This is a genomic window from Flavobacterium sp. KKT103, assembly GCF_055640565.1.
The window spans coordinates 2,747,995-2,773,699 of the sequence record NZ_CM145766.1; the positions used below are offsets into that span (position 1 = coordinate 2,747,995).

Here is a 25,705-nt window from a genome sequence, read left to right on the forward strand (position 1 = left end):
ATTTTTCATATAATGAAAAAAATACTCTTTATGTCATTTTTTATGACACTAAATCTCTGTGTATTTGCACAAAACAATTTAAATGCTGTTATTAGAAACAGTGAAAACAAAGATCCTTTGATTGGTGTGACGGCATCTATAAAAGGAACCTCGCTTGCAGCGACATCCAACGAAAATGGTCAAATCATAATAGTAAATGTTCCTGACGGTGTACAGGAAATACATTTTAGTTACGTAGGCTTTAATGAACGTATTGATACATTGGAATTTCCATTAAAGGACACCAGCGTTATTGAAATCTTACTCAAAGAAAGTTCAGAGGAGTTAGAGGAAGTGGTTATATCTTCTACAAGAAGTACAAGGAGCATACAAAATATTCCTACCCGCATTGAATTTATCGGAAGTGAAGAATTGGGCGAAAAAGGCAATATGAAACCTGGGGATATTCGTATGCTCTTGGCGGAAAGTACAGGTATTCACGTACAAACCACTTCGCCCACAAGTGCCAATGCAAGTATCCGTATTCAAGGACTTGACGGAAGATATACGCAAATCTTGAAAGACGGCTTTCCTATTTTTTCGGGTGCTTCAAGCGGATTAGGTTTGTTGCAAATTCCACCGCTTGACTTAAAGCAGGTTGAAGTTATCAAAGGTTCTACATCTACGCTGTATGGTGGTGGAGCAATAGCAGGTTTGGTAAACCTGATTTCCAAGACACCAACGGAAGAAAGGGATTTGCGTTTTCATTTAAACGGAACATCAGGTGGAGGTTTAGACATCAACGGTTTTTACGGACAGAAGTTTAAGAAAATCGGAACAACCATATTTGCTTCGCATAATAGAAACGGAGCTTACGACCCTGCAAAAATTGGTTTTTCTGCCATTCCAAAATTTGAACGTTTTGTACTGAACCCTAAATTGTTTGTTTATTTCAATGATAAAACAAAAATGAATTTCGGTGTCAATACAACTATCGAAAACCGTTTGGGAGGTGATATGCTTTACATCAAAGGTAAAGGAGATAACACACATCAATATTTCGAGAAAAATAAAACACAACGCTATTCCACACAATTTGTTTTCGACCACTTAATTGATGAAAAAAGTTCTTTTCAAATTAAAAATAGCGTGAGTTATTTTAACCGAAATACAACAATTCCCAACTATCAGTTTGAGGGAACACAAACCGCAACTTTTACAGAAGCAAATTATACCAACAGTACAGAAAAATCGGAATGGGTAGCAGGGGTCAATATTTGGACAGACAATTTTAAAGAAAAGCAGATTACTGCATTTCCGTTGAGGGATTACAGCCAAAACACATTCGGAGCTTTCGTTCAAAATTCTTTTAAGGCTACTGATTGGCTTCAATTAGAAGCGGGTTTAAGAACGGATTACGTGATAGATTACGGAGCTGTATTTTTGCCAAGAGTATCTGCATTGTTTAAGATTGCAAACGGATTGACTTCACGTATTGGAGGTGGATTTGGGTATAAAACACCAACCATTTTTACAGAAGAAAGCGAACGCCTACAATATCAAAATGTAATGCCTATTGACAACAAAATCAATAAATTGGAAAAAAGTTATGGAGCAAATGCAGACATCAATTACCGCACCTACATTGGGGAAGATTGGTCATTTAGCATAAACCAATTGTTCTTTTACACCTATCTGGATAATCCCTTGTTACTTGAAAACCCCTCTGCAAATCTGTATCAGTTCGTTAATTCTCCAGGTTATATTCATACTAAAGGAACAGAAACCAATATTAAAATTGGTTACGATGACCTGAAATTATTTTTGGGATACACTTATACAGATGCTCGATTAAACCAAAATGGAATGACTGTAGAAAGCCCGTTAACGCCAAAGCACCGCATTAATTCCATCCTGATGTATGAAATAGAAGACAAATGGAAAGTTGGTCTGGAAGCCTATTATTTCAGTCCTCAAAAACTGAATAATGGAACTACGGGCAAAGGTTACTTTATTACCGGGTTTATGGCTGAAAAGATTTGGGAAAGATTTTCTCTGTACATCAACTTTGAAAACTTCCTTGACACCCGACAAACACGCTTTGGTAGCATTTATACAGGAACAATAACCAATCCGGTTTTTAAAGACATTTATGCACCTTTGGACGGATTTGTGATTAACGGAGGAATAAAATTCAAGCTTTAAAACAAATGGAAAAAACCATATTCAATATAACTAAAATGGATTGCCCAAGCGAGGAGCAATTAATCCGTATGAAACTGCAAGACTTTGATACGGTAAAAGGATTGGAATTTGATATAGCCAATAGAAAATTGGACGTTTATCACAATGGAAACCCAGAGCCAATTTTTTTGGCTTTGGGAACACTGAACCTAAATACGACATTGGTTTCAACTGAAAAAAGCAATTTTGTTGTTGAAACAGATACAAGCAACAAGCAACGGAAATTACTTTGGATCGTGTTGATTATCAATTTCCTGTTTTTTGGACTGGAAATGTTGTTCGGTATTTTTTCAGGTTCAATGGGATTGATAGCCGATAGCTTGGATATGCTTGCAGACAGTGTCGTTTACGCATTGGCATTAATCGCTGTTGGTGGAACAATCGCCCTAAAAAACAACATCGCCAGATTTGCAGGATACTTCCAAGTCTTACTTGCTATTGTAGGTTTCGTTGAAGTGATCAGACGTTTTATGGGAATTGAAGCTATGCCCGATTTCAAAACAATGATTGTCGTTTCAGTTTTAGCATTGATTGCAAACGTATTTTGCCTTTATCTCTTACAAAAGAACAAAAGTAAAGAAGCGCATATGCAGGCTTCGATGATATTCACATCAAATGATGTCATTATCAATTCGGGAGTTATTGTTGCTGGTCTTTTAGTTAATTGGCTCAATTCAAGTTATCCCGATCTTATTATTGGAGCGCTTGTATTCCTAATTGTGGCAAAAGGTGCGTATCGCATTCTAAAACTTGCAAAATAATAATGAAGGTTAACAGAATTGTTCGTGAGAAAGCATAACACTGCGGATGAATTTCTTACTGAGAATTCATCTTGTTTTGCATATTTATTATTGGGTAGCATATAAAACAGCTACCCTTTTTTCATTTTATTACATGGTTATTGTTTCTGTTGTAGTACTCTGATTGTGATAATTTGGGCAATAAGACGTATTTGATTTCCATAGGATATACGTTAGCTCCAGAAGCTTTCTTTGAATGGCAACAATTGCTATCATTTTAATGCCATGCCTTGAAGCCAATCTTAAGAAAATACATTTGAAGTTTTCATCGGTTCTGATTGCAGCCAATGCGGGGAAGTGCATTACTTTCCTTAAATTCCGATTACCCCGCTTGGATATTCGGGGTTTAGATTTCACAGAAGTTCCAGATGTTTTTTCCCTTACATCCAATCCAGCATAGCTTACCAACTGTCTTTTATTTTTTATTAATTCAAATCCGTTGGTTTCAGCGATAATGGTGACAGCAGTCAGATTTCCTATTCCTGGTATAGAAGTTATTACTTTCATCTTTTTAGCTATAGCTTCATCTCCTTTGATAAGTGCAGCAATTTCCTCCATTATTTCCTTTTCCTGCTTATCAATCATGGCAATTCTTTTCTTGGTACGTTTTATTGATTTTTCGCTAGATGTTGCAGAAGTACGCTCAGCATGTAGCTGATTTTTTAACATAGTCCGTTCCTGTACCAGTTGTTCTCGTTCTCGACAAAGCTGTCTCAAATCATTGAATATTTTTAATGGAGGTTGCCATACTTCTAATTGCCTTTCCAAGCCAAATCTTGCAATGGCTTGTGAAGCACTCTTGTCGGTAATAGTTTTTATGTCAAGTGTCCTTACATAATTACTGATTTTGTTTGGTAAAACGATACTAACTTGTTTTTGATTAGTGCAAAGGTAATAAGCTAAGGATTCATGGTAAACTCCGGTAGCTTCCATCACATACCGTACCTCTACATTAGTTAATGTTTGCTTATTTACCCATGATACAAGACTGGAAAATCCTTTTTGTGTGTTGGGAAATACTTTATAGGCATAAACTTCTATGCTTATCTGTTGATCCATTCGACCAAGCGATACAACTAATTCATTTTGTGCGACATCAATTCCTACTGTCTGTTTTAATAATACCTTCATCTTATCTGGTTTAGGTAAGTGATAACCTTTCTACATCTTTTCTCCTGAATGGATATACTGGCTATACAACCCAATGTTTGTGGGTGAATTCCTTACATTCTGTTCAGATTCTAAAAGGTAAAAGAAGAGGAGGCAGTTTCTTTTCTTGAATATACTATTAAGCTATTTAAAGCAAAATCTGCTCTCACTCTTCCTCACTTAGATTATATTATACAAACATAGGAGGTAAAAGAAGAAGAGGCAGTTTCTTCGCTTGAAAATACTATTAAGCTCTTTAAAGCAAAATCTATCTCACTTTTCCTCACTTAGATTATATTATACAAACATAGGAGAAGCAAAAGAACGTCGCCTTACTATAACTGGATTTTCTGTCATTCCAAATTACTGAATTGGCTGTGTTTTCCACACAGAAAATCCTTCAAAAAGATTTTCAATGCTTTCAAACTCTATAAATGCGATTAGTTCTTTTTTGCACTGTTTTTGGAATCCCTTGAAACGATGAAAATCTGTCAAAGGTATCTCGCAAAGCTGACCTATGGTGTGAATATCTAAAACCTCCATCATACTATTCATTCTCTTACTAAAAGGAAAATGGCTTTTATAAAGCTTTTTTTGCAGGTCAGTTTCGATTTTATTTTTTCTTTTTTTAATTTGTTGAGTCTCACCTTTTTTAATTTATTGAGTCTCGCATTTAAAGTCGTATTTTAACTGTTCCAATTTGTGCTTATAGTCATCAATTTCAGCAAGTAACTGGGTTACGCTCTTTACTTTTTTATACGTTTTCGCGTAAATTTGGCGAACACGTTCACCGGTGACCCCATAAATGGCGGCCACTTCCTGAAGCGTCATTTTTTCTATCAGGAGCTTTTGCAATACATCATATTCCTTTTCAGAGAGTACTTTTCGGGACATTTCGATATAAAATCTATTGGTAAGTGCTATTACATCTTTCATAGGAATGTTGTTAAAATCTCATTATTAAAAATAGTCTTTGGATGCCACAAATTAGAACCAAGATAATAATGTTTATTCAGTTATACAATGAGCTTAATAGAGATCCATAGGGTAATAGCAAATAAAACAACCCGAAGATGATCTTCGGGTTGTGATTAAATACGAACTTTATAGTGAGAGCATAAAAACCTATATCTGACGGCTAATTACTGCTGTTAAACTCAAAACTCAACTGCCTTTCGTTCCCGAAATTATCCGAAATCCATACATCAAAGGATTGGGAGACGGTGGAGTTCGAAGTATAATACAATCTGAATTGCTTAGCCTGCAACGGGTACAAATCGTTGGGCAGATAAGGTGACGTATCGTTATACTGCAAAGTTCCTTGTCCGTCAAACTGAAAGTAGCGAAGATAGTATTGCGTGTTGTTATAATTGCCGGTTGGCTGTATCGTCAGCCTAATCTCCACGGTATTGCCATTAGCAATTTCTTTGGGTATGGGCATCACCTTTACCTCAAAAGGGAAATCATTTTGTATTTCCAGTTCGTCTTTGCTACAGGATGAAACGGAACTTATCAGGATTCCCAGCAATACATACATTGACAGTAATCCTATTCTGAATTTATTAAAAAATGTTATCATTGTTTTATATTTTAAAAGTTAATCCTCAATCCCAGACCGGCTGAAGGTCGGAACTGTTCCAGGTCCGTACCCCACAAAACTTTTGTGCGACCCTGAAGAATCAACACAAAACGGTCGGACAGGTATGTTTCAAAAGACAGCCGTCCGCCTGCGCCGTAAATGAAATTGTCCTCAGTCAGTATTTTTGCCCCGTCATACAACAAAGCTTCGCCACGGTTAATGCTTTCATAACCCAGTACACCAGTTATTGCTGCATTCAGGGTAATGTTCTTACGGGTATCACCCAACATGAAGAAACTATAACCACCTTCTGATGTGTAGGTTTCCTGTGGTAAGCGGAGGTTTTTATACTCATCATACTGGTACGTATATTCCAATGCCCAAAGCTGATAATTACCATTTTTACCGTTTAAGGTCATTCCAATATTGAGGTAGTAGTTCCTGTCGGGATAGACATCGGATAAGATTCCTGCGTTTACCTCCAGTCCTTTCTGTTTAGGCAGCATTCGTTGTGCCTGTGAGATAGTGATGCCTACAAGGAAGAACATCATTATATAAATATACTTTTTCATTTTTCTGTTATTACGTTTAATGGATTACTAAAATTTAAGGTGCATATCGTTAATCAAACTAGCCTTAATCAAATCGGAATTTTCTACCTGAAATGTCTGATGTCTGCCCCCGTTCTTCTCGAAAATCTCAATCAATAACACCTTGTCATCGGCAATGGTAAACTGATCCAACAGGAATACATTTTGTTGGGTTGTTTTTCCGCCAATCTCACTGAGTAGCTTGTAAGTACGTAGTGGTATCATGGGTCTTTCCTGTACCACAGTACGCTTTGCGATTTTTTTGTCCACTACCTTGAAATTCATAAAATCAATCTGGAAAGGAACATTGGTACGGTTTGCGAGTTCCGTATGGAAATAGTATTTACCATTATGGATATAAATTCCTTTCAGAATAAACTGTATGCCGAAACTTTTCGCCCCAATATGCTTTACAATGCGCTTATCGTTTTTGTAAATTGTTTCCAGTAATAAGCCTGCCAGTGATGGTGAGTTATTACCCAATTCTTCAAAAAGCACATCGTTTCCATCCGCTTTATCCACTGCCTTTTGCATCGTCAGCAGGTCATAACTCAACACCTCCGGGGATGAGCTGTAATGCACATTGAAACTGTAAAAGCGACCGTCATCGGTAATCACCGAAAAATTGGTTTCGGTTCCAAACTCTTTTACCGATGCTTTTACACGAAGTACATTTTCCGCATCTTCTGCTTTTCCTGCAATCAGGTATTCACTGCCCAGATCCACATAGCGGATAGCGGTTGGAAAAATCAGATGTGAAGTCTTGTCATAAGTAACTTCCATAAGGTACGGTTCTATCTTGCCTAAAGCAAGAGGCGTTTTTTCGCTATCCTGTGCAAAAGAAGATACTGTAAAGCCGATCATTAGGGCAAATGCCCAAAAGTTTTTTAAGTGATTTTTCATTGTTTAATTCTATTTATGTTTAACATTATTTTTTGGAAACTAGGAACAGTTGATGCCCTGCCTTTAAGGTAACTTTCGGTGTCTTCACTTTTTTGGAGAAATAGCCCGAAATGCCCTGTACTACACCACGGCTCAAATCAGCGGCGACCTGTTGTCCTGCCGATTGGGTAAGCATCAGGCTCGTCCCGGATTGCTGGCTCATATTGCCAGCCATTTCAGTAAGGGCATTTATTTCATGCGAATAAGGCACATACAAACCCTGCTGACCGTCCAGATCATAAATCGTAATATCAACCGGGATGATGTTTCCGTCCAATTCTATGGAAGTAACCTTCATCTGTAAACGTCCTCCCTCAAGTTTGGCATTAGCCGTTAAAATTGTTCCTTTGGGAATGGTACGATTAGGCGTTTTAGCAGGTTCCAGTAACCGTAAGCGTACTCCAGTTTCACCAATAATGGTCTGGGTTTCCTGTACACAGGCTTTGATACTGTTCTTGGGTTGTACCACTTGTTCTAAAGCACTGGCAGTATAAAAACGGCTGTTTTTGTTTTGACTCCAATCTGCTAAAAAGACACTATCGCTAGGCTCACGGTACAAGGAGGATACGGTATTCTTTCTTGTAGAAGTGAATACCACAAACTGCTCTTTTTGTGTAGACGAAGAAGACTTAGAAACAGCACCATTGGCAGGTACAACTTCTCCCGTATTTGCACCTGAAGGAAGATATTTTGCAGCCATCTGATAGGATTTCTCCATCAATGCCAATTGGTCATCTACTGTTACTCTGGCTGGAACGTCTTTCTCAGCCAGTGTTTCCTTTAATTCCTCCAATTGCTTACGGAGCTCCAGCGTTTCAGAATTATCATCCTTATAGAAAGAGCCCAATGTGCTCTGCACGTTGCGGTAACTGTTCAAAGCGGGATTACTGTGTTTTCCAGATCCGTTGGAACTACTGTAGCTTTCTTCCTCGTCAGGCAGCTCCTCTCCCGCTTCTCCTTTTTCGTCTGCATTCCAGTAATCAGAAAGAGATATGAGAGTGTTTCGTTTTTCCTGATTCTTACGTTCCAGCATTTCCTCCTCATATGCCTTACCCTTATCGTCAGGCATTCCTGCACCCGTAGCCTGAGGTACGACATCATTTAGTCCGATTTTCTCGATTTCCTTTTTCTCGGAAGACGGTTTAAAGATCAGATACATAAAGCCGAGGAACACAACACCCATCAAACCGAAGATGAGCGGTTTTTTAAGCTTTTGGGCTTTGCTCTGTGTACAGTCTTGCAGTACATCTTCGGTTGCTGCTGGGTTACCTTCCGTTACCCGAACAACCGTTTTTTTATTCTCATTTTCTTTCATAAATCTTATTTTTTAAAATTGTTGATACTGTATCCTGCAAGAGTGCAGGACTTCATTTCTTTTTGAGAACAGGATTTTCGATATGCTCGATGACCATATCGTTATTGGACTTGCTGGTATTATACCATACTTTGAAAATAACCCCTGCGCTAAGCAACATATACCCCGCAAAAAAGTAAAGCGTGTACTTGTGCTGTTTTCTTAAAGGCAGTGTTCGCCAACGTTCATCTAGTTTCTCAAACCACTTGTCCATATCAGTTCGTAATTTTTTCATATCCTGCGTTTTTAGCGTTCAATGACTTCGATGTCTTTGTTTTCCACAACAGCAAACTTTTCGATATTGAAGCCCTGCGGGTTATTGTCCGAACGGACAGAATTCACAAGAAAACAGGAAGTAACCAGATTACGTTTGGTCACATTACTGGAACGGATGATGAACTGTCTGGCATAGGTACGTACCGAATAGGGATAGGTGTCGAAATTGCAGACCACACTATCCACTTCGATACGTTGCTGTACGTTACCCGATATAATACGATTGTAATATCCCTTTTCCGAAAGGTCTTTATAATAATCAAAAGCACTTTTATCGGCAAGGTTAAACGCCCGGCTCATATTACTTTCGATAGCATTCTTATCGGGAGCCAGCGTAAAGAACAGTTCGTGAAAACGTCTTACATGTTCCCTTGCTTCGACCGGTCGGTTGATGGACGCATCCTGTGCAAGTGCCAGCATCAGTGATTTGCCATTGTCCAGTACATAGATCTTCTGGCGTTGTTCTTCTGCAAAGCGGTAGGATTGCCATACTGCATATCCTGCAACACTGATGCAGAGAACAGCAAATACAAGAGCGTAAAACCTGATTTGGCGAAAACTGTTTTCGATATTTCTTAGCGTTTTAAATTCCATTTTTTACTGATTAATCGTTCTACATTATTTGAGTAATTGCCCGCCGATATTTCCTGCTGCCGAGCCGGCTCCGGCTCCAGCAATATTTCCGGCTTTCATTGCGGTTTGGTTTACATTACGAGTAAAATTCCCTGCCCCACCAGCCTGAATAATCCAGCCTGTCACGGTTGGGATAGTAAAATATCCCACAATGCCAATGATCATAAAAATCACATACACGGTATTTGACGTATCGGGAATGAAAGTCGGGTCAGCAAGCATCTCGATATCCCTTTCTATAATCAGGGATTGTATCTTGGCAAGCATGGAGCTGAACAGGTCGGCAACTGGTAGCCATAGATATACACTAACGTATCGGGTAAGCCATTGCGTAAGTGTGGATTGAAAACCATCCCAAACCGATATAGCAAAAGCTATCGGACCCAAAATGGACAACACAATCAAAAAGAAAGTACGTATGGTGTCAATTACCAGAGCAGCTGCCTGAAATAAAATTTCCAGCAATTCCCTGAACCAGTTTTTTACAGACTGCTCAATGTTGTACATCCCTCTTTCCATATACATCCCCGACATCGTAACCAGATCGGATGGTGACCAGCCCAGTTCTTCCAGTTTTTTATCGAACTCTTCATCCGATACCAAATAAGCGTTTTCAGGATTTCGAAGCATGGCTTCTCGTTCCAACAGGTCTTTTTTTGTCTGCAGGTCGTTCAGGTCAAGCACCTGATTTTCTAGAATGGCATGTGTCCCCTGTACCACCGGGCTTAACACAGCATTGATAGTTCCAAGTACCATGGTCGGGAAGAACATAATACAAAGACCCAATGCAAAAGGACGGAGCAAAGGGTACATATCAATAGGCTCTGCCCTGCTTAGTGCCTCCCATACTTTAATAGCTACATAGAATAGGGCTCCCAAACCAGCCACTCCTTTAGCCACTGCCGCCATATCTGCGGACAGTGGCATCATCTCATCGTACAAGGAGCGCAGAACCTCGTGAAGATTATTAAATTCCATAACTTACCAGTATTTTTGGTTAGCTGTTCCGTAGAGTTCAAGTACTCTTTTAGTATTGTTCTGCTTTTTTGCCCTTAGCAAGCTTACAGAGATATTTTTGTTCGTGTAATAGCGTACAAGGCTGTGGTATTCCTTCACTTCTTTGTACACTCTGTCAATAATATCCATACGTTCTTTGTCATTCAATGACAAACTGGAAGAGCTTACGATCTGTTTGAGTTCTTTCAGCAGTTCGGTACTTTCGTTGAGCAGTTCTGCATAACCATTGGCGATAGCTATTAATTCCTGGGGAGAAAAATTGGGATCGTTCATCATTTTGCCAAAATTCTGAACGTACATTTCCGACACATCGCCAACCAATAGTACTGTCTGCTGCACCTTACGGGCATCTTTCACCAAATTGTTTACAGCTTGCAACTTATCATAGTATTCTTTGCCCTGTTTATATACCTTTTCGACTTCCTTGAAATTTTTAATAACATTGGATACCGTGGATGAAGTCTGTACCATTTCATTGGCACTGTTAACAATTCCCTGAGCCAGATTAGTGGGGTCTGTAACCACCCATTGGGCTTTTGCGGACGGTGCTACAGCAAACATAAGTGCTGCACACACCATGAATAGTATTTTTTTCATTGTTATTCGATTTTTTAATGATTAATAATTTGTATTTACTTTTCTCTTCTTTGCAGGGCTATCCGCTTGATAGCCTGTTCTACATTTCCACCAAGTTCACCGGCAAGCTTCATTACTTCCATCTTCTCCGTTTCCTCGGTGGTATAGGCAAGATACTCTTCAACCGAAACCTCTGTGGCATATACCGCAGAATGGGTTCCCCCCAAACCAATCCAAACTTCCTTGTAGAGCCGTGACGGGTCATTATTCATATTGATGGAAAGTACCTGTGCCTTTTCTTTTTCAGTCAAGCCAAGCATTGCCTGTATGTCATCAAACTTGTTCATGTACTTGCGCTGGTCGAGCAGGATTTTACAATCGGAATTGTTGATGATACTTTCCTTGACAATGGGCGATTGAATGATGTCATCGACTTCCTGTGTTACTACGATAGCCTCGCCGAAAAACTTCCTCACCGTTTTGAAGAGATACTTTATATATTCTGCCATTCCCTCTTTGGCAATGGCTTTCCAAGCCTCTTCTATCAGGATAAGCTTGCGGATACCTTTCAATCTTCTCATCTTGTTAATGAACACCTCCATGATGATGATGGTCACTATTGGGAATAGGATTTTATGGTCTTTGATTGCATCAATTTCAAACACAATGAAGCGTTTGGAAAGCAGGTCTAGCTGTTTATCGGAATTGAGCAGATAATCGTATTCACCTCCTTTGTAGTAAGGTTCCAGTACGTTCAAAAAATTAGCGATGTCAAAGTCTTTTTCCCGAACCTGCTTTTCTCCCAATACCTTACGGTAATCACCCTGAACATATTCATAAAAACCATTGAAAGAAGCATATACATCATCCTGTTTGATACGCTCGATATAGCCACTTACCGCATTGGATAATGCCACTTCTTCGGAACGTGTCGGTGGTTCATCGTCACGTTTCCAAAGTGTAAGTATCAGGGTTTTGACACTTTCTCTTTTCTCTATGTCAAACACTCCATCATCGGTATAGAATGGATTGAAGGCAATGGGATTGTCTTCTGTGTAAGTGAAGTAAACCCCGTCTTCGCCTTTGGTTTTTCCTTTGATAAGTTCACATAATCCCTGATACGAGTTACCCGTATCTACCAGCAGAACGTGTGCGCCTTGCTCGTAGTATTGCCTAACCATGTGGTTGGTAAAGAAAGATTTACCGCTTCCCGAAGGACCCAATATAAACTTGTTTCGGTTCGTGATAATACCTCGCTTCATCGGCAGGTCGGAAATGTCAAGATGGATAGGTTTTCCAGTCAGACGGTCTGCCATCTTGATACCAAATGGTGATGGCGAATTATGATAATTGGTTTCCTCAGTAAAGAAGCACAATGCGGGTTCAATGAACGTATAGAAGCTTTCTTCACTTGGGAAATCTCCAGCATTTCCAGGCATTCCTGCCCAGTAGAGCGTAGCCACATCGGTGGTATTATGGCGGGGTTTGCATTCCATCAGTGCCAAAGCACTACCGCTATCATTCTTTAGCTGTTTGAATTCGCTAGGGTCATCCGACCAAGCCATAACGTTAAAGTGTGCCCTTATTGACGACAGTCCAAAACTGTGTGCTTCGTTCAGGTACCGCTCTATCCATTCTTTATTGATTTGGTTGGCACGGCTGTAACGAGCCAGTGAGTGCATATTCCTTGCTGACTTCTCAAACTTTTGCAGGTTGTCTTCACTGTTATCCAAAAACAGGTATTGGTTGTAGATATGATTGCAGTTTAGCAGCAACCCCACTGGAGCAGCGAACGACAAACGGCAGTCACTCCGGTCGGTAGATAGTTTTTCATAACGCGTATCTGCTGATACAGTTGAAGGCAGATCGTCAGTATCGGATAAAGTGTGCAGGCACAATCTTTTGTTACCAACGCGCACTTCTTCAGCTCCGATTGCTATGTCCTGCATTGGTGTTCCGGCTTCCCTTGACAGCGTCAGATATTGTTCCAATAATCCTTGTTTTTCATCCGTACCAATGATGTCTTCTTCCGTTAAGCGTCGTAACCCGATAAATCCGCTGTCATTTGCAATACGTTCAAACTGTGCAACCGCTTCCATAAAACGATGGATCGCTTCCTTATCCCTGATTTCTTTTGGTATGAGAGCACCTTTACAAAGCGATGAAAAATTACTCTGTGTACGCATTCTTTCCTTAGTGGTTTTGGTCAGGAACAGGTAGCAATAATGGTTAAGAAAAGGACGTTCGTTAAAATGCTGTTGGTAGGATTTGCCCAAAAAGCTCAAACCATCATCCGCAATATCGGGTGCATAATTTTCCTTAATATACCAGTCCTGTTTATGGATAACGGTATAATCGGGCAACGTCTTGATGGCTTTGTGCCAAGCAGAATGAATGGCTTCATATTCCGCAGAAGCTACCGTAAACAGTTCCGGCAAACGCACTTCAAAACAGGCAGTAATGTCTGCATCCTTTGACAGGATACAGTTGTTATCCACCGCTAGTAAGGGAAACTTATTTTCCAACGTTGTGGTCTTGGCTACATTCCTCATACGGCATTCGATTTAGGGGTGAACTTTAAATAGCGATGTACAGGCTTGCGACAGATGATGTAACGAGGATGCCTTTTTCTTGCACCGATTTTCATCAGCCCATGTTCTCCATACTTTTTGTTCAGTGAAAAGGTCTGCCATACTATCAGCGAAGCACCACCAGTTCCAAGAAACAGGCAGATGTAGGAATTGACCCCGACCATGTAAAGTATCATGACCAGAATAAGCGTTCCCAGTAGTCCGCCTGCGAATATGAACAGGTATTGTGCTTTCAGGCCCTTAAATTCTACTGTTCTTCCGATTCCTTTGTTGATGTTGTAATTCATAAGGCAAGGGATTAAAGAAAGAATGAACGCAATATGGTAGCTGCAACAATCAAGAAGATACACGCACCGAACCAGCTTGCCGCCGTCTTGCTTGTGTCGGGATCTCCGCTGCTGAACTTGCCGTACACTTTAACCCCTCCAATGAGACCTACCACGGCTCCAATAGCATAGATGAGTTGTGTGGCAGGATCGAAATAGGACGTAACCATTTGAGTGGCTTCAGTGATACCAGCTGAACCGTCTCCCTGTGCCATCGCACCCAAACCTGTCAGCATTACCATTGCTGACAGCAAAACTTTTTTTCTTTGTTTTTCCATGATTAAAATACATTAATTGTTATTGTTTTTCCCGCACTTTACGGGATTACAGAACAAATGTCTTATGGAAATAGAGACGTTATAGTGAACTGGTTGTCAGAGGAATTATTTGGCAGTAAGTGACGTTTTAAGCAGGAAATACTTATATTAGCTTTTTTATAATTTTAACTAACAAAAAGATCCGTTAACCTGAATGAAAAGAAATAGTACAGAATTTGCCATATTACCGGCATTTCATGGAGATTGTATTCTCATTAAAACATATGATATCAATAATGATGAATTTATTATTCTTATTGATGGAGGTACTGCTCAAACTTTTAGGTATACTCTTAAGGCAGAGTTGAAGGATATTAATCATATAAATCTACTTGTGCTTACCCACATCGACTCAGATCATATAGCTGGTTTAATTAGCTTATTCAAAAGCAGCCTTGTAGATGAAATTACGATTGATGAAATTTGGATGAATCATCCAGAAATTGTAGAAATTAATAATGACGAACTAATAAGTACAAAACAAGGCGACTCTTTAAAAGAATTAATTCTTTTAAAGAGTCCAGATGTAAAGCTTCTTGAAATAACTACGATTGATAAGTCAATTATCATAGGAGGTATTGAGTTTGTTATATTATCTCCAACTCCACAAATTAAAGAGGAATTATATAGACAATGGCAATTATCTAATTTGCCAAAAACTAATAATAACAATGTAAATATCAGTTCTCAAGAAGAAATTTATTCTAATTCATTAGAAGATTTAAGTAAAAAAGCATTCTCCCCAGATAAAAGTATAAACAACGATATCTTTAATTCTTCTTCAATCTCTTTTATTCTGAAATGCTTAGACGTTTCTATTCTGTTATTAGCTGATTCAAGACCGGAAATTATAACTCAGAGTTTAAGACTAAATTACTTTAGCGAAACTAAACCATTAGAAGTTGACTATGTAAAAGTTTCACACCACGGAAGTTTGAATAATACTTCACAGGAACAACTTAGTTTGATACAGTCTAATAACTTTATAATATCTACGAACGGTGGAACAGCTGACCATAAACATCCTTCAAGAGAAACCGTTGCTCGAATAGTTTATAATTCTCAAAGAAAAGATAAATTATTAAATATTTATTTCAATCATAAAATTAATGATTTAAAAAAAAGAATAGGTGATTTTATAAATGATACAGATTTTGACAAAGGGAATTGGAATGCAATAAGTAAAAATTGGTTTAGGAAAAATGACATATAATCTAGCGGAAAAATATTGCGTTCGAATAAAAAGCAATGGAAATACAGGCAGTGGAGTATTATTGCCAGGTAAAGAATCATTTTATGTTTTAACGGCAGCACATTGCTTGGGAAAAAATATGCCTAATGTAAGTGACATAGTTATCGAAAAACAAAATGATTACACATCAGAATTTAGAGCAATAACCTGTGTTGAAATTAAGGAATTTAATACAGATCATGATTTTGCACTTATAGAAATCGATTTTGATGATGAAGAAAGATTACTCTATCAATACAAATTAGGCCGAGGAGTGTTATCAGAAAACGAGATAAAATTTTGCGGTTATCAAGGCATTAGTATTAATCAATATCGCCCTTTTACTGGTAAAGTTTTGTCTGTAAGTGACGATATAGGTTGTTTTAAAATCACTTTGGTTGGAGAAACATTTGATCAAGGAGGAGAAGATGGACATTATTTAGCTAAAGGGCTCTCTGGTAGCGGAGTGTTTATTTACAGACATAATTCACCTTTCCTTATTGGTATACTTAATTCGGTTATTACCGATAAAGCTTGGAATGATGATATTGATTGTTCTTCGATAAAACATATTGAGGAGTATATATCAGAATATGTGGACTTATCAGATTTTGAAAATCTAAAACAATGGAACGAAAATCTAGAAAAAGAGCGAACTGACAGAGAGATAGAAGCCTTTAAAAAAGAGAACAGTGATTTTTTTGAAAAACTCTATCGCAAAAATAATGTGTTATACCCAGAAATAGCCAAAGCGAATTCTATAACTGTCAAACAAATAAGAAAGTTTTTGGCAATGAAAGATAATATTAGAACTATTGAAAATGATTATCCGATACTTTATTCAAATTTCAAAAATATTGTAAAGAGATTTGTTGATCAAGTTGAAGATGATTATTCAAGAAGTGTGACTGAAAGTAACGAAGCTATAGATTTAAAGATGGAACTTCAAAATCAATTAAAAAGTCAACTCGAGGCTCTTCCAAGCTTTACAAACTTAGATTTATCTGAGTTTCAGGTTATAGAGTGGTTAGGTATATGCACTTTAAATTTTGTTAAAAATGATTAATATCCTTTTAGATCAGAAACCGACATCGGTATCTATACGGTATAATGGATATTATAAAGTTGTTTTGTTGTTAGCAATTATTAAACATTGTGGATATGCAAAAAAAGCTAGTTTAGAGCTAATTCATGTTGTTTTTTGGAGTCTACGTAATGACAGTAACTACCAAGTGTTATTGGATTTAGCAAATCAACAAAGAAACAGTTTAGTTCCATGGACTTTTGAACATGGGATTGATGAAGTATTAGCTTTAGGCTTTATCAATGAGTATATCGAAAAAATTATAGTGAGCCAAACTCTTGAGATTAAAATAACAGCTAAAGGGAGTGAAATAATTAATTCAATAAATAAGTTTGAACTTTTTCAAGATGAAATACAGAAAATTAAAGCATTAGGAATAATACCAAAAAACAGATTAAGTAATGCGAATAAAAACTGGAAATTAATATAAAAAGCATGTTTAAAATAAATAAATTAAGAGCTGAAATTCTAACAGATAAAAGTGAAAACATAACGGATTTGTATGGTTTTGATATTTTGTTTAAACAAGGATTGAATATAATTGCCGGTCCTAATTCAAGAGGAAAAACAACTATAAATACCTGCATATATTATGCTCTTGGAATGGAAGAGTTGTTAGGTGCTCATAATGAAAAAGCATTAGACAAAGCTCTTAAGGAAGAATTTACCATTAAGGTAAATGAAGAGGAAGATGGTGTTACCTATAAAGTGTTATCTTCTAAAATAATTCTGGAAATAGAAAATGAAAACAAAGAGGTTGTTTGCTTAGAGAGGTATATCAAACCGAATACGGATGATGTAAAGACATCAAATATTGTCATTCATTATTCATCTTTTGATCATATCAATGATGAAGGTAATGAAACTGCAAAAGGGGTCTTTTTCGTTAATTCAAGAGGTAATAATGAAAACCCTAATGGTTTCTATAATTGGTTAAGTGAATTTATAAATATTCAACTGCCTCAAGTAAGTAATAGTTCCAGAACCGATAATTATAGTCCTCTTTACTTACAAACGATCTTCTCCGCATTATTTATTGAACAAACCAAAGGATGGTCTGATTTCTTTGCTACTATGCCATTTTTTGGAATTACAAAAGCAAAAGAAAAAATAGTTGAGTTCATTTTAGGTTTGAATGAAATTGTTCTTTCTACACAGAAAGATGTATTAAATAAGGAAAAAAATACAATTACCGAAGACTGGAAAAGAAAAATTAAATCATTCTCTTATTTAGAAAAACAAACAAATTCGACAATTATTAATATCCCCGAAGAACTTACAACGGATAAAGCTGAAATTGATAATATTAATGTTTTGTTTTCTACCTCAGAAGATGAAAAAATCAGCTTCAGTCGTTTTTTTAATCAGAAATCAGAAGCTGTAAAGGATTTAGAGAATAAACCCATCTCTACTATAAAAGAAAACAGAGAAGAAGCGATATTAGAATTTAATAAACAGAAAGAAGAATATTTTAAACTCAAAGATTATATCGAAAGATTTGAGAATAAACTAAGAATCGAGAAACAACAATTTTCTGGCTTAAATAGCCAAATAAGTATTATTGAGTCCGAGATTAAGGATCACATCAATTTACAGAAAGTTTTTAGTGAAAATATAATTAATGAACGCGGTGCTAATCAATGTCCCACTTGTTCTCAAGAAGTAACGACAAATCTTATCTCTACAAAGAATATAAAGATCCCTCAACTAACATTGGAAGAGAATACTAATTTTTTACGAAGTCAAAAGAAAATAATAGAATCTTCTATTACTAGTTTAAATGAAACAATAAATGAAAAAAAAGCTCTTCTATTATATTTTAAAAATTCATTACGCCAAAAGGAAGTCTTGATTAAATCTATATCAAAAGATTTGATTGCAGACGACAGAGCTTTTTCTGAATCAGAAGTTGTAAAAAAACTTCAACTTGAGAGAGAAATAGAGAGTCTGCTATTACTTAAAGAATCCATTATAGAATTGAAGGGAGAATTGCAGGCATTAGCTAATAAGTATCACAATAATAATATAGAAATTGGAAATTTAGGTGAATCGGAAAAAGAAGACGAGACAAAACTAGCAGACTTTGAAACTGAATATAAGAATTATCTTTTTGGCTTTGGATATGACAGTAATGAAAAGTACCAAATATCTATTAACAGAAAAGAACCATTTAAATATTTGCCGGTTTATTTAAACAAAAAAGAGGGTGTCTTTTTACCACAATCTATTAGAATAAATTCTTCCGCATCTGACTTTGTTAGAAATATTTGGGCTTATACGTTAGGTTTACTAAATAATGGTATCAATCATCCAGGTGTTATTATGTTTGATGAGCCTGGACAGCATAGAACAAATTTAAGTAGCTTAAAAGAGCTATTTAAAATTTCTTCAGAGATAAAAGAAAAACAAACAATAATTTTCACCTCTATTGATAAGCCTCTTCACAATGAAGAAAATGAAAAGATTGATTTAGATATTCTGATAGAAGATTTGGACAGTTCAAACTACAAATTAATAAGGCTTGATAATGTTCATAAAGTTATCGGCAAACTATCGACCTAAATAAAAATATTGAGGAGCCTATAAAAACTCCCCAATATCAAAATTCTCCAAATCATTTTTCCGCAAAGTGGAAGAACCGGCATCTGTTTCAGAAAAAAGGCTCCCGTCTAATAGCTCAGCTATTTTACGGGAAGCACTTTCCATAGAATTCTCCAGTAAGGTGAATAATTCGGTTCCTTGTATTTTCTGAACTATAGCAACTGCTGTTTCCTTTTGAGATGGCTCCAATTTTTCTTTTTGCAGCAGCATCCCCACGGAGCTTAGTTCTTCAAAGGTAACCCCTTGGGCAAAACCGTCATTACCACCGGATATTCCATACCTGTTCCATTCTTCTTCCTCTTCCTCCAAATCAGGCATATTTCCAAAAACTTCGTCCAGTTCTTCCTGCGGAATTTGCATATCGACATCTTCTTCGTCGATTTCAACATCAAAATTATCCATTTCCTGTTCCTGCTCTTTAATTTGGCTTTCAGTGGCACTCTTTGGCACTGGAAGGCTTCTCATTGGTTTGGGTTGCCCCATTATAACGGGTAGTTTCGCATTGGGTTTTTCCTGCGTTAGTTTTTGCTCCTCCCCTTTCCTGATGACAATCTTATCCTCCAACAACAGCGCAATAACAATTAGTAGGCATATAACGATTACTGTTTCCATAATTATAAAATAGGTTTGTACTTATCATTGAAACTTGTGGTAATCTGCTCGCCGAACTCCTGAAAATGATATTCGAGAAGATTGTCTAAGTAGGCGTAAATGGTTATCTTATCTTCGCCTATTACCTGTACGATCCGAGACAGTTTCTCATGGAAATCCGGTCGGATATATACCGTTTTGCCATCACGGGCATTGGTACCAGGCCTTTTGAAAAATATACTTTCGTAATCCTGTTCATTTACTTTTTTGGTTCTATTACGTTCCTTCAGTAAAGGTTTTTCCTGTAACGGTTTCATAGGAGCTTCGGGTTCTTCCGGCGGAAGTTGCAACCCTTCCTTTTTTACTCCATCTACCATTAAATTCATCATTAGCTCTTCGTTGATTTCAGGAATAGCTTTTTTCTTATTGTCTTTTTCCATACTATTATAATTGAACGATTCTTAAAAATTCCGTCATAAACTGGTCTAAGCGGCAAGCTTTCATCAAACGTTCATCGGGAGGCATTAAAGTTGACCGAAAAACAGTCTTGGCACCAGCTTCGCTTTCCTTGCGGAAACGTGTGCTGTTCTTAATCTGACATTGCATCAGACTTAATCCCAATTCATCTATCAATTTATTATAAACATCGTACAAAGGCGAACGCTCACGACCATCTACCTGATTCCAAAACAGGTTAATGGTTTCAATGGAGGTTTCTCCTTTTTTCATAATAACATCCTTCATCAACTGGGTAAAAATGAGCGTACTTTCCATAACTAGACGATCTGCTATAATAGGTGTGAAAATATGGTGCATCCCCGCCAGAGCTTTCAAAATACCGGGAGTGTTTACTGTACCCGGAAGATCAAAAAAGATAAAATCAACCGGAACGGAAGCGGATTCCAAAAAATCATGCGCAGCTTCCAATACCCCTTCAGCTTTATGTTGGATGATAGGATAAGCTTTTTTGTTAATGGTTGTAAATTGTTTGAATGCCACCCTTTTTAAAAACTCATTTTCCATCACCATAGCCAAATCACGAATCTTCATTTTCATTAAACTATGTTGTGGAAAATCAACATCGAATACGGCTACATTGTAGCCCAGCCGATAATGCAGCGTACTGGCCGCAAGTGCCGTAAAGGTGGTTTTGCCTACACCTCCCTTTTGGGAAGAAAAAGCAATGAATACTGTTTTGTGTTCTGTTTTCATTTTTAACTGTATTTAATTATTTACTTATATCGTTGCGTTGGTAGATACTTATCTGCTTTTGCCTATACATATGCAGTTTTGTAGAAAGCTATGTGGTCATTTAAGTAGGTATTGCTCTGCTTGAATACTAACATATGTACCTCTATTTTTAGGCACCTATACATATAGGTTTGTATCATCAGACCTAGTTATATGCAAACCCAAGTCTGTAAATATGCACATATACAACTATATGATTTCATATCCTCAACTGCATCTATCCACATCCGGACGCTTTTACATACACAAGTGACTACATACATAATTAAGGAACTACATACCAACATAGTTATCTGTTTACATCCGCTTGCAGGTACAAAGAAATGCAGATATATACGTCCTTATTCAAAGGTGGAACGAATTGGCGTTCATTGGCACTGTTTGGCACTGCAACATAGCTCAATGCTCTACTGAAGAGGAGTTTACTTTGTAAAGTGATTTTTATTAACGGACTTATGCAAAAATATTATGAAATATCAAGTAAGAAAGTGAACGGCCCGAAGCCGTTTATCCCTGCTTTATTTAATCCGTCCCGAAGGGCGGATTTTTGTGTTCACCAGAACACGGCAAGTTGTGTTTTGAGGCACTCGAAACTGAGTTCGTGCCTCAAAACAACTTGCCCTGCTGGGGCCTGAAAAGCCTTCCGAAGTCAGGCTTTTTGCTAAAGTTAAAAATGGATAGATGATGAACGAAAACAATAACAGAAAACAGAATAAAGGCGGACGGACGCCCAAGAACAATCCAAGTATTCACCGCCACGTTTTTCGCCTTACGGACGAAGAAAACGCGAGATTATTATCGCTTTTTGAAGCATCTGGAATGAACAATAAAGCAAAATTTATCATTTCCGTACTGTTTGGAAGAGAGATTAAAACGGTTAAAATTGACAAAGCTATGTTGGATTTTTATATGAGGTTAACGTCTTTTCACAGTCAGTTCCGCTCCGTTGGCGTGAATTATAATCAGGTTGTAAAACTGTTGTACCGTAATTTTTCGGAGAAAAAAGCAGCAGCTTATCTCTACAAATTGGAAAAGCAGACAGCCGAAATGGCGGTATTATGTCAAAAAATCATTCAGCTCACAGAAGAATTTGAAGCAAATCATTTGAAAAAATAGTGTTGAAATGATAGCAAAAATCGGAAGAGGGAGCAATTTATACGGCGCTTTGGCATACAATCAGCTCAAATTGGAGAAAGAAAACGGGCAAATTCTGTTTACCAATAGAATAATTGAAACACCTAATGCGCAGTATTCCGTTGCTCAATTGGTCCAATCTTTCGAACCTTATCTGATAGCCAACCGCAATACTGAAAAACCAATTTTGCATATTTCACTCAATCCTGACCCGAAGGATAATTTAAGTGATGAAAAATTCAAACTGATGGCTCAGGAATATATGCAGAAGCTGGGTTATGGAGAACAACCTTTTGTAGTATTCAAGCACACGGATATTGACCGCACACATATCCATATCGTATCGGTTTGTGTGGATGAAGAAGGCAAAAAGATTTCGGATAAGTTTGAAAAAAGACGGTCTATGAATGTATGCCGTGAACTCGAAAACAAATATGGATTACTAGCGGCTACGGAGAAAGGACATCGGCAGAATGACAAGATTTTTCGTCCCGTTAATTACCAAACAGGAGATATAAAAAGCCAGATTGCTTCGGTTGTCCGATATCTGCCTAAGTATTATAAATTCCAGACATTGGGGGAATATAATGCTTTGCTTTCCCTGTTCAATATTACCACTGAAAAAATAGAGGGAGAACTACAAGGAAAAATCAAGCAAGGCTTATTATACTTTTCTTTAAATGAAAAAGGAGAAAAAGCCGGGCATCCACTCAAGGCTTCCCTATTCGGTAAAAATGCAGGGATTCCGGCTTTGGAATTACATTTTGAAGAATCCAAGCAAGCCTTAAAAAACCATATAGCAAAACTCACCATCAAAGCTTCGATTGAAATTGCCTTCCAATCGACAAATGATGAAAAGAACTTTAAGAAGCAATTAGCGGAACAGGGAGTAAATGTAATTGTTCGTAGAAATGATACAGGACGTATTTATGGCATTACGTTTATCGACCACAATTCCAGAACCGTTTGGAATGGCTCCAGATTGGGGAAAGAGCTTTCGGCCAATACCTTTAATGATTATTGGAACAATAATATAAAACCGGAAATAAAAAGGCTTAACGAACCTCATCCAAAAATATCTCAGCACAACGCAATGAAAGATCTACCAGCCGAAAAGCCCCATGAATTATTCGATTTCCTAAACAAAGAAATCACCGCTTCAAGCACAAATGAAACTAGTATGATGGAAAGTTTTGGAGGACTGTTGCCTGAGGCACAAGGAGAAGATTACGAAGAACAGGACTTTACCAATAAAATGAAGAAGAAAAGAAGACGCAACAGTGGTCAAAAGTAAAAGATAGCCAAATACTGCCACTCACCGCCATCAACTGCCACTTTCCTACAGTCAATCTTTACAGCCTTTAAATTCACGGCTGAACTTTAATATTTTTAAAATGCAGGGAGAAGACGACTTAAGAGGACTTGCCAAGATTATGGCATTTATGAGAGCCGTGAGTATTCTGATAGTGCTGATGCACTTATACTGGTACTGTTACGGTTTTTTTCTTGAAAGAGGATGGACATTGGAAGTTATCAATAAGATATTGGTCAATTTCCAACGGACCGCTAGTTTGTTTTCACACACGATTTACACCAAAGTATTTACCATAGTTCTGTTGGCTTTAAGTTGTCTGGGAAGCAAAGGTGTGAAGAATGAGAAAATAACCTGGTCTAAAATTTATGTGGCTTTGGGAATTGGGTTTGCGTTGTTCTTTCTAAATACGCCACTGTTAAAGTTATCGCCAATTATAGGAACATTCCTTTATATAGTAACATTGGCTTTAGGATATATTGCTTTGCTAATGGCAGGTGTATGGATGCACCGTTTGCTAAACAACAACCTGATGGACGATGTTTTCAACAACGAGAATGAAAGTTTTATGCAGGAAACTAAGCTAATGCAAAATGAATATTCCGTAAACTTACCCACCAAATTTTGGTACAACAAAAAACAGCATAACGGATGGATTAATATTGTAAACCCTTTTAGGGCAACCATTGTATTGGGCACGCCTGGCTCGGGTAAATCGTATGCTATTGTAAACAACTATATCAAGCAGCATATTGAGAAAGGTTTTTCAATGTATATCTATGATTTTAAATTCGACGACCTATCTACAATTGCCTATAACCATTTGCTAAAACACACGGATAAGTACAAGGTAAAACCGAAATTCTACGTCATTAATTTTGATGACCCAAGAAAGAGCCACCGTTGCAACCCGATAAATCCCGATTTTATGACCGATATATCCGATGCTTACGAATCGGCGTACACCATTATGCTGAATCTTAACAGGAGCTGGATACAGAAGCAGGGGGATTTCTTTGTAGAATCTCCAATCATCTTATTGGCTGCCATTATTTGGTTTCTTAAAATCTATGAAAACGGCAAATATTGTACGTTCCCTCACGCCATTGAACTACTAAACAAAAAGTATTCAGATATATTTACTATTCTGACATCCTATTCTGATCTGGAAAATTATCTATCACCCTTTATGGATGCTTGGCAAGGCGGCGCACAAGACCAGTTACAGGGACAGATTGCATCAGCTAAAATTCCTTTGTCAAGAATGATCTCACCGCAATTGTATTGGGTTATGACCGGAGATGATTTTTCACTGGACATCAACAACCCGAAAGAGCCGAAGATATTATGTGTAGGCAATAATCCTGACCGTCAAAATATCTATTCCGCAGCATTGGGCTTATACAATTCAAGAATTGTGAAACTCATCAATAAAAAGGGACAACTTAAAAGTTCAGTTATCATTGATGAGCTGCCTACCATTTATTTTCGTGGATTAGACAATCTGATAGCCACCGCTAGAAGTAATAAGGTTGCCGTCTGTTTGGGGTTTCAGGATTATTCGCAATTAACCCGTGATTATGGAGACAAAGAAAGTAAGGTTATACAAAATACCGTGGGTAATATATTTAGTGGTCAGGTGGTAGGAGAAACTGCCAAAAACCTTTCGGAACGTTTTGGTAAGGTGTTGCAGAAAAGGCAGAGTTTGTCAATCAACCGTAATGATACGTCGACATCCATTTCCACACAATTGGACAGCCTCATTCCTGCATCTAAAATTTCTACATTGACCCAAGGTGTTTTTGTAGGGGCTGTATCAGACAATTTTGATGAACGTATCGAACAGAAAATCTTCCATGCTGAAATTGTTGTGGACAATGATAAAGTAGCTGCTGAAACCAAAGACTATCAAAAAATACCGGAAATACTATCTTTCATAAACGAGGCAGGAGAAGATATGATGAAGCAGGAAATCGAAGCTAATTACAGACAGATAAAATTGGATATTATTCAGGTTATTGAAACTGAATTGGAGCGTATTAAAAATGATCCTGATTTACAACATTTGGTACAAAAGGATAATACAAAAAAAAGCAACAAATAAATGTAGCTTTTTATTTTGTTCCAG

Annotated in this window: 25 protein-coding genes; 9 read left to right on the forward strand and 16 right to left on the reverse strand. The window is 37.5% G+C overall.

Features of this window, described 5'->3' with window-relative positions; genetic code table 11:
* Positions 1–12: 12 nt before the first annotated feature.
* The gene (locus tag ACZ2G0_RS11795) at positions 13–2,184 is read left to right on the forward strand and encodes a TonB-dependent receptor (protein WP_086452611.1); all 2,172 of its coding nucleotides are present in this window, start codon (positions 13–15) and stop codon (positions 2,182–2,184) included.
* A 5-nt stretch (positions 2,185–2,189) separates the two neighbouring features.
* Positions 2,190–2,984, forward strand: coding sequence for a cation efflux transmembrane domain-containing protein (locus ACZ2G0_RS11800; protein ID WP_045752356.1), 795 nt, complete (start codon positions 2,190–2,192; stop codon positions 2,982–2,984).
* Between the two features lie 129 nt (positions 2,985–3,113).
* On the opposite strand, the gene ACZ2G0_RS11805 is transcribed toward ACZ2G0_RS11800, so the two are convergent.
* From ACZ2G0_RS11805 to ACZ2G0_RS11865, 13 genes are all read right to left on the reverse strand, one after another.
* Positions 3,114–4,154, reverse strand: a complete 1,041-nt coding sequence (locus tag ACZ2G0_RS11805) for an IS110 family RNA-guided transposase (protein ID WP_315224878.1) — start codon at positions 4,152–4,154, stop codon at positions 3,114–3,116.
* A gap of 675 nt (positions 4,155–4,829) precedes the next feature.
* Positions 4,830–5,108, reverse strand: a complete 279-nt coding sequence (locus ACZ2G0_RS11810) for a sigma factor-like helix-turn-helix DNA-binding protein (RefSeq protein ID WP_417982778.1) — start codon at positions 5,106–5,108, stop codon at positions 4,830–4,832.
* Between the two features lie 202 nt (positions 5,109–5,310).
* The gene (locus tag ACZ2G0_RS11815; RefSeq protein ID WP_086452609.1) at positions 5,311–5,751 is read right to left on the reverse strand and encodes a DUF3872 domain-containing protein; all 441 of its coding nucleotides are present in this window, start codon (positions 5,749–5,751) and stop codon (positions 5,311–5,313) included.
* A gap of 11 nt (positions 5,752–5,762) precedes the next feature.
* Positions 5,763–6,323, reverse strand: coding sequence for a conjugal transfer protein TraO (locus ACZ2G0_RS11820; protein ID WP_132067544.1), 561 nt, complete (start codon positions 6,321–6,323; stop codon positions 5,763–5,765).
* 27 nt (positions 6,324–6,350) lie between these two features.
* Positions 6,351–7,244 carry a conjugative transposon protein TraN gene (gene traN, locus ACZ2G0_RS11825; protein WP_086452607.1) on the reverse strand — a complete coding sequence of 298 codons (894 nt, stop codon included), beginning with the start codon at positions 7,242–7,244 and terminating at the stop codon, positions 6,351–6,353.
* 25 nt (positions 7,245–7,269) lie between these two features.
* Positions 7,270–8,598, reverse strand: coding sequence for a conjugative transposon protein TraM (gene traM, locus ACZ2G0_RS11830; protein WP_086452606.1), 1,329 nt, complete (start codon positions 8,596–8,598; stop codon positions 7,270–7,272).
* A gap of 52 nt (positions 8,599–8,650) precedes the next feature.
* Complete coding sequence (locus ACZ2G0_RS11835; protein ID WP_470303565.1) at positions 8,651–8,872, reverse strand: nitrogen regulatory IIA protein; 222 nt, start codon at positions 8,870–8,872, stop codon at positions 8,651–8,653.
* 11 nt (positions 8,873–8,883) lie between these two features.
* Complete coding sequence (gene traK, locus ACZ2G0_RS11840) at positions 8,884–9,507, reverse strand: conjugative transposon protein TraK (RefSeq protein WP_086452605.1); 624 nt, start codon at positions 9,505–9,507, stop codon at positions 8,884–8,886.
* 24 nt (positions 9,508–9,531) lie between these two features.
* Positions 9,532–10,524 (reverse strand): conjugative transposon protein TraJ, encoded by a 993-nt coding sequence (traJ, locus tag ACZ2G0_RS11845; protein WP_086452604.1) that lies wholly within the window; start codon positions 10,522–10,524, stop codon positions 9,532–9,534.
* A 3-nt stretch (positions 10,525–10,527) separates the two neighbouring features.
* The gene (locus ACZ2G0_RS11850) at positions 10,528–11,160 is read right to left on the reverse strand and encodes a DUF4141 domain-containing protein (RefSeq protein ID WP_086452603.1); all 633 of its coding nucleotides are present in this window, start codon (positions 11,158–11,160) and stop codon (positions 10,528–10,530) included.
* A 35-nt stretch (positions 11,161–11,195) separates the two neighbouring features.
* Positions 11,196–13,691, reverse strand: coding sequence for a TraG family conjugative transposon ATPase (locus tag ACZ2G0_RS11855; RefSeq protein WP_132067540.1), 2,496 nt, complete (start codon positions 13,689–13,691; stop codon positions 11,196–11,198).
* Positions 13,688–14,017 (reverse strand): DUF4133 domain-containing protein, encoded by a 330-nt coding sequence (locus ACZ2G0_RS11860; RefSeq protein WP_132067539.1) that lies wholly within the window; start codon positions 14,015–14,017, stop codon positions 13,688–13,690. Before ACZ2G0_RS11860 ends, ACZ2G0_RS11855 begins: the two co-directional genes overlap by 4 nt.
* 11 nt (positions 14,018–14,028) lie before the next feature.
* Positions 14,029–14,334 (reverse strand): DUF4134 domain-containing protein, encoded by a 306-nt coding sequence (locus ACZ2G0_RS11865; protein ID WP_131993822.1) that lies wholly within the window; start codon positions 14,332–14,334, stop codon positions 14,029–14,031.
* Between the two features lie 193 nt (positions 14,335–14,527).
* Here ACZ2G0_RS11865 and ACZ2G0_RS11870 point away from each other — a divergent pair, with 193 nt between their 5' ends.
* Genes ACZ2G0_RS11870 through ACZ2G0_RS11885 form a run of 4 tightly spaced genes read left to right on the forward strand, consistent with a single transcriptional unit; the run spans position 14,528 to position 19,250 of the window.
* Positions 14,528–15,586, forward strand: coding sequence for a ComEC/Rec2 family competence protein (locus ACZ2G0_RS11870; RefSeq protein WP_132067538.1), 1,059 nt, complete (start codon positions 14,528–14,530; stop codon positions 15,584–15,586).
* On the forward strand, positions 15,576–16,670 hold the full coding sequence (locus ACZ2G0_RS11875) for a trypsin-like serine protease (RefSeq protein WP_132067537.1): 1,095 nt from the start codon (positions 15,576–15,578) through the stop codon (positions 16,668–16,670). Before ACZ2G0_RS11870 ends, ACZ2G0_RS11875 begins: the two co-directional genes overlap by 11 nt.
* The gene (locus tag ACZ2G0_RS11880) at positions 16,663–17,118 is read left to right on the forward strand and encodes a hypothetical protein (RefSeq protein WP_132067536.1); all 456 of its coding nucleotides are present in this window, start codon (positions 16,663–16,665) and stop codon (positions 17,116–17,118) included. The genes ACZ2G0_RS11875 and ACZ2G0_RS11880 overlap by 8 nt, the downstream gene beginning before the upstream one ends.
* Positions 17,119–17,123: 5 nt before the next feature.
* On the forward strand, positions 17,124–19,250 hold the full coding sequence (locus ACZ2G0_RS11885) for an SMC family protein (protein ID WP_132067535.1): 2,127 nt from the start codon (positions 17,124–17,126) through the stop codon (positions 19,248–19,250).
* Between the two features lie 18 nt (positions 19,251–19,268).
* Here ACZ2G0_RS11885 and ACZ2G0_RS11890 read toward each other — a convergent pair whose 3' ends face one another.
* From ACZ2G0_RS11890 to ACZ2G0_RS11900, 3 genes are read right to left on the reverse strand one after another with little or no spacing between them, the layout of a single operon-like run.
* On the reverse strand, positions 19,269–19,901 hold the full coding sequence (locus ACZ2G0_RS11890) for a conjugal transfer protein TraD (RefSeq protein ID WP_132067534.1): 633 nt from the start codon (positions 19,899–19,901) through the stop codon (positions 19,269–19,271).
* Between the two features lie 2 nt (positions 19,902–19,903).
* Entirely contained in the window at positions 19,904–20,320 is a 417-nt protein-coding gene (locus ACZ2G0_RS11895) for a DUF3408 domain-containing protein (protein ID WP_131910619.1), read from the reverse strand.
* Positions 20,321–20,324: 4 nt separating this feature from the next.
* Positions 20,325–21,092: a ParA family protein gene (locus ACZ2G0_RS11900; RefSeq protein ID WP_132067533.1), complete on the reverse strand. Its 768-nt coding sequence runs from the start codon at positions 21,090–21,092 to the stop codon at positions 20,325–20,327.
* Between the two features lie 723 nt (positions 21,093–21,815).
* On the opposite strand from ACZ2G0_RS11900, the gene mobA reads away from it, so the two are divergent.
* The 3 genes from mobA to mobC all read left to right on the forward strand — a co-directional run bounded on the left by mobA (position 21,816) and on the right by mobC (position 25,681).
* Entirely contained in the window at positions 21,816–22,247 is a 432-nt protein-coding gene (gene mobA, locus ACZ2G0_RS11905) for a conjugal transfer protein MobA (RefSeq protein WP_132067545.1), read from the forward strand.
* A gap of 7 nt (positions 22,248–22,254) precedes the next feature.
* A complete protein-coding gene (gene mobB, locus ACZ2G0_RS11910; RefSeq protein ID WP_417982771.1) occupies positions 22,255–23,559 on the forward strand; it encodes a conjugal transfer protein MobB in 1,305 nt (434 codons plus the stop codon).
* 100 nt (positions 23,560–23,659) lie between these two features.
* Positions 23,660–25,681, forward strand: coding sequence for a conjugal transfer protein MobC (gene mobC / locus ACZ2G0_RS11915; protein ID WP_132067531.1), 2,022 nt, complete (start codon positions 23,660–23,662; stop codon positions 25,679–25,681).
* The last annotated feature ends 24 nt before the right edge of the window (positions 25,682–25,705 follow it).

Coding starts and splice junctions, on each gene's coding strand:
- ACZ2G0_RS11815 (WP_086452609.1), bottom strand. CDS start 5,751: ATGATAACATTTTTTAATAAATTCAGAATAGGATTACTGTCAATGTAT.
- mobB (WP_417982771.1), top strand. CDS start 22,255: ATGATAGCAAAAATCGGAAGAGGGAGCAATTTATACGGCGCTTTGGCA.
- ACZ2G0_RS11805 (WP_315224878.1), bottom strand. CDS start 4,154: ATGAAGGTATTATTAAAACAGACAGTAGGAATTGATGTCGCACAAAAT.
- ACZ2G0_RS11860 (WP_132067539.1), bottom strand. CDS start 14,017: ATGAATTACAACATCAACAAAGGAATCGGAAGAACAGTAGAATTTAAG.
- ACZ2G0_RS11870 (WP_132067538.1), top strand. CDS start 14,528: ATGAAAAGAAATAGTACAGAATTTGCCATATTACCGGCATTTCATGGA.
- ACZ2G0_RS11880 (WP_132067536.1), top strand. CDS start 16,663: ATGATTAATATCCTTTTAGATCAGAAACCGACATCGGTATCTATACGG.
- traK (WP_086452605.1), bottom strand. CDS start 9,507: ATGGAATTTAAAACGCTAAGAAATATCGAAAACAGTTTTCGCCAAATC.
- ACZ2G0_RS11800 (WP_045752356.1), top strand. CDS start 2,190: ATGGAAAAAACCATATTCAATATAACTAAAATGGATTGCCCAAGCGAG.
- ACZ2G0_RS11865 (WP_131993822.1), bottom strand. CDS start 14,334: ATGGAAAAACAAAGAAAAAAAGTTTTGCTGTCAGCAATGGTAATGCTG.
- ACZ2G0_RS11855 (WP_132067540.1), bottom strand. CDS start 13,691: ATGAGGAATGTAGCCAAGACCACAACGTTGGAAAATAAGTTTCCCTTA.
- ACZ2G0_RS11895 (WP_131910619.1), bottom strand. CDS start 20,320: ATGGAAAAAGACAATAAGAAAAAAGCTATTCCTGAAATCAACGAAGAG.
- ACZ2G0_RS11795 (WP_086452611.1), top strand. CDS start 13: ATGAAAAAAATACTCTTTATGTCATTTTTTATGACACTAAATCTCTGT.
- ACZ2G0_RS11820 (WP_132067544.1), bottom strand. CDS start 6,323: ATGAAAAAGTATATTTATATAATGATGTTCTTCCTTGTAGGCATCACT.
- mobC (WP_132067531.1), top strand. CDS start 23,660: ATGCAGGGAGAAGACGACTTAAGAGGACTTGCCAAGATTATGGCATTT.
- ACZ2G0_RS11875 (WP_132067537.1), top strand. CDS start 15,576: ATGACATATAATCTAGCGGAAAAATATTGCGTTCGAATAAAAAGCAAT.
- traN (WP_086452607.1), bottom strand. CDS start 7,244: ATGAAAAATCACTTAAAAAACTTTTGGGCATTTGCCCTAATGATCGGC.
- ACZ2G0_RS11890 (WP_132067534.1), bottom strand. CDS start 19,901: ATGGAAACAGTAATCGTTATATGCCTACTAATTGTTATTGCGCTGTTG.
- ACZ2G0_RS11810 (WP_417982778.1), bottom strand. CDS start 5,108: ATGAAAGATGTAATAGCACTTACCAATAGATTTTATATCGAAATGTCC.
- ACZ2G0_RS11885 (WP_132067535.1), top strand. CDS start 17,124: ATGTTTAAAATAAATAAATTAAGAGCTGAAATTCTAACAGATAAAAGT.
- traJ (WP_086452604.1), bottom strand. CDS start 10,524: ATGGAATTTAATAATCTTCACGAGGTTCTGCGCTCCTTGTACGATGAG.
- ACZ2G0_RS11900 (WP_132067533.1), bottom strand. CDS start 21,092: ATGAAAACAGAACACAAAACAGTATTCATTGCTTTTTCTTCCCAAAAG.
- mobA (WP_132067545.1), top strand. CDS start 21,816: ATGAACGAAAACAATAACAGAAAACAGAATAAAGGCGGACGGACGCCC.
- ACZ2G0_RS11835 (WP_470303565.1), bottom strand. CDS start 8,872: ATGAAAAAATTACGAACTGATATGGACAAGTGGTTTGAGAAACTAGAT.
- ACZ2G0_RS11850 (WP_086452603.1), bottom strand. CDS start 11,160: ATGAAAAAAATACTATTCATGGTGTGTGCAGCACTTATGTTTGCTGTA.
- traM (WP_086452606.1), bottom strand. CDS start 8,598: ATGAAAGAAAATGAGAATAAAAAAACGGTTGTTCGGGTAACGGAAGGT.